Annotated in this window: 6 protein-coding genes; all 6 read left to right on the forward strand. The window is 63.9% G+C overall.

Annotation, left to right across the window (positions count from 1 at the left end; all coding sequences use genetic code 11):
* Window positions 1-1,194 (forward strand): amino acid ABC transporter substrate-binding protein (locus tag Q8N40_RS22070; RefSeq protein ID WP_305713304.1); only part of this gene is annotated, 1,194 nt, incomplete at its 5' end.
* 209 nt (window positions 1,195-1,403) lie between these two features.
* Entirely contained in the window at window positions 1,404-2,285 is an 882-nt protein-coding gene (locus Q8N40_RS22075) for a branched-chain amino acid ABC transporter permease (RefSeq protein ID WP_305320664.1), read from the forward strand.
* Entirely contained in the window at window positions 2,282-3,241 is a 960-nt protein-coding gene (locus tag Q8N40_RS22080) for a branched-chain amino acid ABC transporter permease (RefSeq protein WP_305320665.1), read from the forward strand. Before Q8N40_RS22075 ends, Q8N40_RS22080 begins: the two co-directional genes overlap by 4 nt.
* Complete coding sequence (locus tag Q8N40_RS22085; protein ID WP_305320666.1) at window positions 3,238-3,984, forward strand: ABC transporter ATP-binding protein; 747 nt, start codon at window positions 3,238-3,240, stop codon at window positions 3,982-3,984. Before Q8N40_RS22080 ends, Q8N40_RS22085 begins: the two co-directional genes overlap by 4 nt.
* Entirely contained in the window at window positions 3,974-4,711 is a 738-nt protein-coding gene (locus Q8N40_RS22090) for an ABC transporter ATP-binding protein (protein WP_305713305.1), read from the forward strand. The genes Q8N40_RS22085 and Q8N40_RS22090 overlap by 11 nt, the downstream gene beginning before the upstream one ends.
* A gap of 152 nt (window positions 4,712-4,863) precedes the next feature.
* Window positions 4,864-7,163 (forward strand): ATP-binding protein (locus Q8N40_RS22095; RefSeq protein WP_305713306.1); only part of this gene is annotated, 2,300 nt, incomplete at its 3' end.

The raw sequence follows: 7,163 nt of genomic DNA on the forward strand, positions 1-7,163 counted from the left end.
GGGCTGGCTTCAGCCGCCATCGCCCAGCAACCGATCAAGATCGGCATGAGCATGGCGCAAACCGGCGGTCTCGCCGGCGGCGGCAAGGCTTCGCTGCTCGGCATCGAGGTCTGGCGCGACGACGTCAACGCCAAGGGCGGCCTGCTCGGCCGCAAGGTCGAACTGGTGGTCTATGACGACAAATCGAGCGCTTCGGAGACGCCGGCGATCTATTCGAAGCTGCTGGATGTCGACAAGGTGGATATCCTGTTTGCCCCCTATGCGACCGTGCCGACGGCGCCGCTGATGCCGCTGGTCAAGCAGCGCGGCATGCTGCTGATCGGCAATTTCTCGTTCCAGGTGAACAGCAAGGTTGGCCACGACATGTGGTTCAACAACGCGCCGTGGGGACCGGCCGACAGCTGGGCGTCCTCGTTCCTCGATCTCGGCCAGAAGGCCGGCGGCAAGACCATTGCGCTGCTCGCGGCGGACCAGGAATTCGCCCAGAACCTGGCCAAGACCGCCCGGGAAGTCGCGACCAAACTCGGCATGCAGGTGGTGTTCGACCAGGCCTATCCGCCGAGCACGGTGGAATTCTCCGGCATCCTGCGCGCGCTCAAGGCCGCCAAGCCTGATATCGTCTATGTCGCGTCCTATCCGCCGGATTCGGCCGGCATCCTGCGCGCCGTGAACGAGATCGGGATCGGCGACAACGTCAAGCTGTTCGGCGGCGGCATGGTCGGCCTGCAGTTCGGCACGGTGATGGAGAACCTCGGTTCGCTGCTCAACGGCGTCGTCAACTACAACACGTGGCTGCCGGAACCGCAGATGTACAATGAGGGCACCAAGGCGTTCTTCGAGACCTATACCAAGCGCGCCGTGGAAGCCAAGGTCGATCCGCTCGGCTACTATCTGGCGCCCTATGGCTATGCCAGCGGCCAGATGATCGAGCAGGCCATCAAGGCCGTGGGATCACTCGACCAGAAGGCGCTGGCGAAATACCTGCGCGAGAACACCCACAAGACCATCGTCGGGCCGATCACCTTCGCGGCGGACGGCGAGTGGAAGGAAAGCGGGGTCGTGCAGGGCCAGTTCCGCGGCATCAAGGACAAGAACATCGAACAGTTCCGCAGCCCGGGCAAACAGGTGATCCTGTTCCCGGCGAAACTGAAATCAGGCGACCTGATCACTCCCTTCGAGGCCGCGCGCAAGTAAGATCCCGCGGCAGGATCGCGGTGCGCCGATCGGGGATCGGCACACTCGCTTGCTGCCCATGCTTCGAGACGCTCGCGACGCTCGCTCCTCAGCATGAGGTTGTTGTGTTTCAACAATTTAATCCTCATCCTGAGGAGGCCACGAAGTGGCCATCTCGAAGGATGGGCAGCAATACCCATTCATGAGGGACGGGTCAGGGGGGACCTTACGTGTTTTCATTTGAACTGCTGCTCGACGCGGTGGTGATCGGGGTGCTGCTCGGCTGCTTCTATGCGGCGGTCAGCCTTGGATTGTCGATCTCGTTCGGCCTGCTCGACGTTCCCCACGTCGCGCATCCGGCGTTCCTGGTGCTGGCGTCCTATGCCGTGTACTTCCTCAACGAGCATTACGGGGTGGATCCGCTGCTGGCGGGACTGCTGATCACGCCGCTGTTCTTCCTGTTCGGTCTGCTCGCCTACCGGCTGTATTACGAAACCTTCGAAAAGCGCGGCAGCGACGCCGGCGTGCGCGGTATCGCCTTCTTCTTCGGGATCGCCTTCATCATCGAAGTCCTGATCATCCTGCAGTTCGGCGTCGACCAGCGCTCGGTCACCGCGGACTATGTCGGCAAGGCCTGGCGGCTCGGCGACATGCGGATTCCATTCCGGCTGGTGGTCGCGTTCGTGGTCGCGGTGGCGCTGACGGTCCTGCTGACGCTGTATCTGTCGCGCACCTTCATGGGACGCGCGATCCGTGCGGTGGCGCAGGACCAGGAGGCGCTGCGGCTGATGGGCGCCAATCCGATCCGGATCAAGCAATGGGCGTTCGGCATCGCCACCGCCGTGCTCGGCATCGCCGGGGCCCTGCTGATCATCGTGGCCCCGGTCGAGCCGACGCTGGACCGCGCCTATATCGGGCGGACCTTCTGCGTCGTCGTGATGGCCGGGCTTGGCAGCATGTCGGGCACGCTGGTCGCCGCCATCATCCTCGGCGTCGCCGAAACCATCGTCCTTACGCTGTTCGGCGCCTCCTGGGCCCCGGCGATTTCCTTTGCGATGCTGCTCGGCGTGCTCGCCGTGCGGCCGCAGGGCCTGTTCGGCAGGCGATCATGAAGCGCACCGGCATCTATTTCTGGACCGGAGCGGCGCTGTTTCTCGGCGGCGCCCTGTTGATGACGCAGCTGATTGGCAATCAGTATCCGTTCTTTGCCGGCTACGTGATCCTGCAGTTCATCGTGCTCGCCGTCTCCTGGAGCATCCTCGGCGGCTATGCCGGCTACGTCAATTTCGGCACCGCCGCGTTTTTCGGCATGGGGGTCTACACCGCAGTGTTCCTGTTCAAGGCGACCGGCGCGCCGCTGCCGGTGCAGATCGCGGCCGCCGCCGCCGTCGGCGCCCTGATGGGATTCGCCCTGGGCCTGCTGACGCTGCGGATGCAGGGAATTTTCTTTTCGATCGCGACCATCGCGGCGACAATCATCATCGAGACCGCGATCACCAACTGGCGATATGTCGGCGGCGCGGCCGGCATCCAGCTGCAGCGGCCGGCGGTGACGGCGCCGTTCGACAATTACGTCGAGATGCTGTTCTTCGTGCAGGCGTTGCTGGTGGTGCTGGCGGTGGCGGTCTCGCGCTACATCCAGAGATCATGGATGGGCCGCGGCCTGCAGGCGCTGAAGGACGACGAGCTGGCCGCGGAATGCACCGGGGTGCCGACGCTGCGGCTGAAGCTGATGGCCTGCGTCATATCGGGAGCGCTGATGTGCGCGGCGGGCGCCCCTTCCGCGATGTACCTGCAATATGCCGACCCCTCCTCCGCGTTCAACCTCAACTATTCGGTCTCGACGCTGGCGATGTCGCTGATCGGCGGCACCGCGCATTGGGCGGGACCGGTGATCGGCGCGATCGTGCTCGGCACCACGCAGCAATTGCTCACCGTCACCATCTCCTCGGAAGTCAACGTGCTGGTGCTCGGCGTCATGCTGGTGCTGTTCGTGGTGGCAGCGCCGGAGGGCATCATCGGCCTGGTCCGCAGGTTTCGCCGCAAGCGCAACGAGGGCGAAGGATGATGGAAGCCGAAACGCAAACCCCACTGCTGCGGATATCCGCACTGACCAAACGCTTCGGCGGCTTCACCGCGCTCGACAATGTCAGCGTCGATATTCCGCCCGGCGAGCGCTTCGGCCTGATCGGCCCCAACGGCTCGGGCAAGACCACGCTGATCAACTGCATTTCCGGCGCGTTCCGCACCGAGCCCGGCACCGTGACGTTCCGCGACGAGGACATCACGCGGCTGCAGCCGCACATGCGCACGCGCCGCGGCATCGCCCGCAGCTTCCAGATCCCGCGGCCGTTCCGGAGCATGACGGTCGCCGAAAACCTGATGGTCGGGCTCGACTTCGCGGCGGACACCAGCGTCATCGTCTCGGAGGCGCAACGGCGCGAGGCCATGATGTCGATCCTGACGCGGATGGGCCTCGCCTCGAAGGCGAACGTTTCCGCCAACCAGCTCAGCCAGGTGGAACTGCGCAAGATGGAGCTGGCGCGCGCGATGGCGACGCACCCGAAGCTGCTGATTTCCGACGAAGCGATGGCAGGGCTTTCCAGCTCCGAGGTCGACGAGGTGCTCGACCTGCTGATGAGTCTCGCGGACCAGGACATCACCATCATCATGATCGAGCACATCATGCAGGCGGTGATGCGGTTTTCGGACCGCGTGATGTGTCTCGAGGCCGGAAAGATCATCGCGATCGGCACGCCCGACGAAGTAATGGCCAACCAGCGCGTGCAGGAGGCCTATCTTGGCACTTAGCCTCGCCATCACGGATCTCGATGCGGGCTACGGCGCCGTCAAGGCGCTGCGCGGCGTCAGTCTGCATGTGGATTCCGGCGAGACCGTCGCGCTGCTCGGAACCAACGGCAACGGCAAGAGCACGCTGATGAAGTGTGTCGCCGGCCTGGTGCGGCCGGAGCGCGGCAGCATGATTCTGACGATCGACGGCGTCGCGCACGATCTGACCCTGTTGTCGGCCGAGGCCATCGTCGATCTCGGCGTCGCCATGGTGCCGGAGGGGCGGCGGCTGTTTCCCAAACTGACCGTGCTGGAAAATCTGATGCTCGGCGCCTTCCGCAAGGCCGCGCGGCAGAACATCGACCGCAACCTGGCGCTCGCCTTCGAGACCTTTCCGGCGCTCAAGGATTTGCAGAAGCAACTGGCCGGCACCATGTCGGGCGGGCAGCAACATATGCTGGCGAGCGCGCGCGCCCTGATGTCGTCGCCGCGCCTGCTGCTGATCGACGAGCCTTCGGTCGGCCTGTCGCCGCTCTTGGTCTCGCAGACCATCGCCAAGATCGGCGAACTCAACCGGCATCTCGGTCTCACGGTGCTGATGGCGGAGCAGAACTTCAACCAGGCGATCCGGATCGCGGATCGCGGCTACATCATCGTCCATGGCGAGATCGTGGTCGCGGCCGATTCAGTCGATGAATTGCGCGGCAACGACATCGTCAAGCGGCTCTATCTCGGCGGGGCGGCGTGACGGCGGGCGCGCCGGCGAGGGCGTCGCACCTTGCTCTACCGCCGATCGGTCCATAACCGGACAGAGCATCTTTTGAGCCACCAGCAGAGGCGTTGACTTGCTGAATTTGCTGGCTAATTTGCGGGCGCATGAGTAACGCCAGGGCAGTACCGATGTTGGCCGTCAGACTAGCCGGTCGTCCACTCGCGCATCAGCTCTTCCTGCTGGTCCTGGCGACGGCAGTTCCGCTCATTTTGCTCTCGCTTTTCATGTTCAACCTGCTGGTCGACAACGAGCGCCGTGCGACAAGGCAGAACCTCACGATAGCGGCGAAGACCCTGGCGGGGCTGGTCGATAGCGAGATCCAGATCCACGTAGCGCTCGCCACCACGCTGGCATTGTCGCCCGCCTTGCAGGAAGGCAATTTCGTCGAGTTTCGAAAGGAGGCAGAACGGGCGCTGACCTTCGCGCCCGGCGCATGGATCACAGTGAGCAGCCCGGAGGGGCAGCTCCTGCTGAGTACGCAGACGCCCGACGGGACGGCCCTGCCCAGGCACGCCGCTCCGGAGGTGATTCAGCGCGCATTCGCGGAGCGGCGGTTCCAGGTCGGCGATATGCTCTTTGGGCCGGTTTCCCAACGCTGGATAACCTACATCGAGGCTCCGGTGTTTCGCGATGGCGTTCCGCTCTATGCGGTCGAGATGGTGATGTCGCCGCAACGATTTCTGGCGCTGCTGACGGAACGGTTCACCCAGGGCGAAGTGGTCGCGATCATCGATCGCAACCGGAAATTCGTCGCCCGCGTTCCGGATCATGAGGCCCGCGTCGGCACGCTCGCCAGCGACGGCTGGCGAGCGGGCATCGCCCGTAGTCCGACCGGTTGGGTCGAAAACAAGACCGTCGAGGGTGACTGGAGTGTCACCGGCTACGCCCAATCGCAGTACGGATGGACGGCCGGCATCGCTCGGCTCGAATCCGACATCAGTGCACCCCTCGACAGGATACTGTGGGTGAGCGGGCTCACGACGATCGCGCTGATCCTGCTCAGCCTGACCCTTGCCGGCCTGGTCGGCCGTTACGCCACCCGTGGAATGACGGCGCTCACGTCGGCGGCGCGACAACTTGGCGATGGTCAGGTTGTCGCGCCGCCGCCGGCCCCGTTCGCCGAGGCCGGGACAATCGGCGCGACCCTCTCGGCCGTATCGATCGAACTGAAGCGGCGCGGTGACGTGATCGAAAGTCACCAGAAGGTACTTGAGCTCAAGGTGGCGGAGCGCACCGGCCAGCTGGCCGCTGAGATCCAGCGCCGCAACGAGACGGAAGACACCTTGCGACAAGTCCAGAAAATGGAATCGATCGGCCAGCTGACCGGAGGCATCGCGCACGATTTCAACAATATGCTGACCATCATCATGGGAAATCTGGATACCGTGCAGCGGCGTCTGAAAACCCTGGATAATGCCGCGACCCTGAACCGGCCGGTCGAGGCGGCGCTGCAGGGCGCTCGCAACGCCGCCAAGCTGACCCATCGATTGCTGGCGTTCTCGCGCCAGCAAACGCTCGAGCCGCAATCCCTGAACCTGAACGACGCGCTGGCCAGCCTGTCAGAAATGCTGATTCGCACCGTCGGCGAAACCATCAAGGTCGAAGCGGTGACGGCCGCGGGGCTGTGGTCGGCATTTGCCGACCTCAATCAGCTCGAGAACACGCTGATCAATCTTGCCATCAACGCCCGCGACGCCATGCCGGACGGCGGCAAGCTGACCATCGAGACCGCGAATGCCTATCTCGACCAGGCCTATGTCAATCGCTTCGGTGACCTGAAGGCCGGGCAGTATGTCATGCTCAGTGTCAGCGATACCGGCACAGGTATCCCGCCCGATATCCTCGAGAAGGTTTTCGAGCCGTTCTACACCACCAAGCAGACCGGCAAAGGCACCGGTCTAGGGCTTTCGATGGTCTACGGGTTCGTCAAGCAATCGCTCGGTCATATCAGGATCTACAGCGAGCCCGGGCAAGGCACCGCGGTGAAAATCTATCTGCCGCGCCATATCGAACCAGCGGTAGCCGTTCATCCCCGCGAGCAGATCGTCGAGGAGAAACCGCTGCCTCGCGCCCGCGCCGGCGAGACCGTTCTTCTGGTCGAGGACGACATCGGGGTGCGGGAATACGCCATCGGGGTGCTGGAGGATTTGGGCTATGCGGTCCTGGCCGCCGGCGACGGAACCGAAGCGCTTCAGGTGCTTTCCGAGGCGACGCGAATCGACCTGCTGTTCACCGATGTCGTCCTGGGCGGGGGCATGACCGGCAAGCAACTAGCAGACGAGATCGTCAAACAGCGTCCCGCTTTGCCCGTGCTGTTCACGACAGGCTACACCCGCAATGCCATCGTTCACGAGGGGAGGCTGGATGCAGGCGTCCATCTTCTCAACAAGCCCTACACTCAACGTGATCTGGCATTCAAGGTTCGTGA

This window comes from Bradyrhizobium sp., assembly GCF_030693485.1.
Lineage (GTDB): Bacteria > Pseudomonadota > Alphaproteobacteria > Rhizobiales > Xanthobacteraceae > Bradyrhizobium.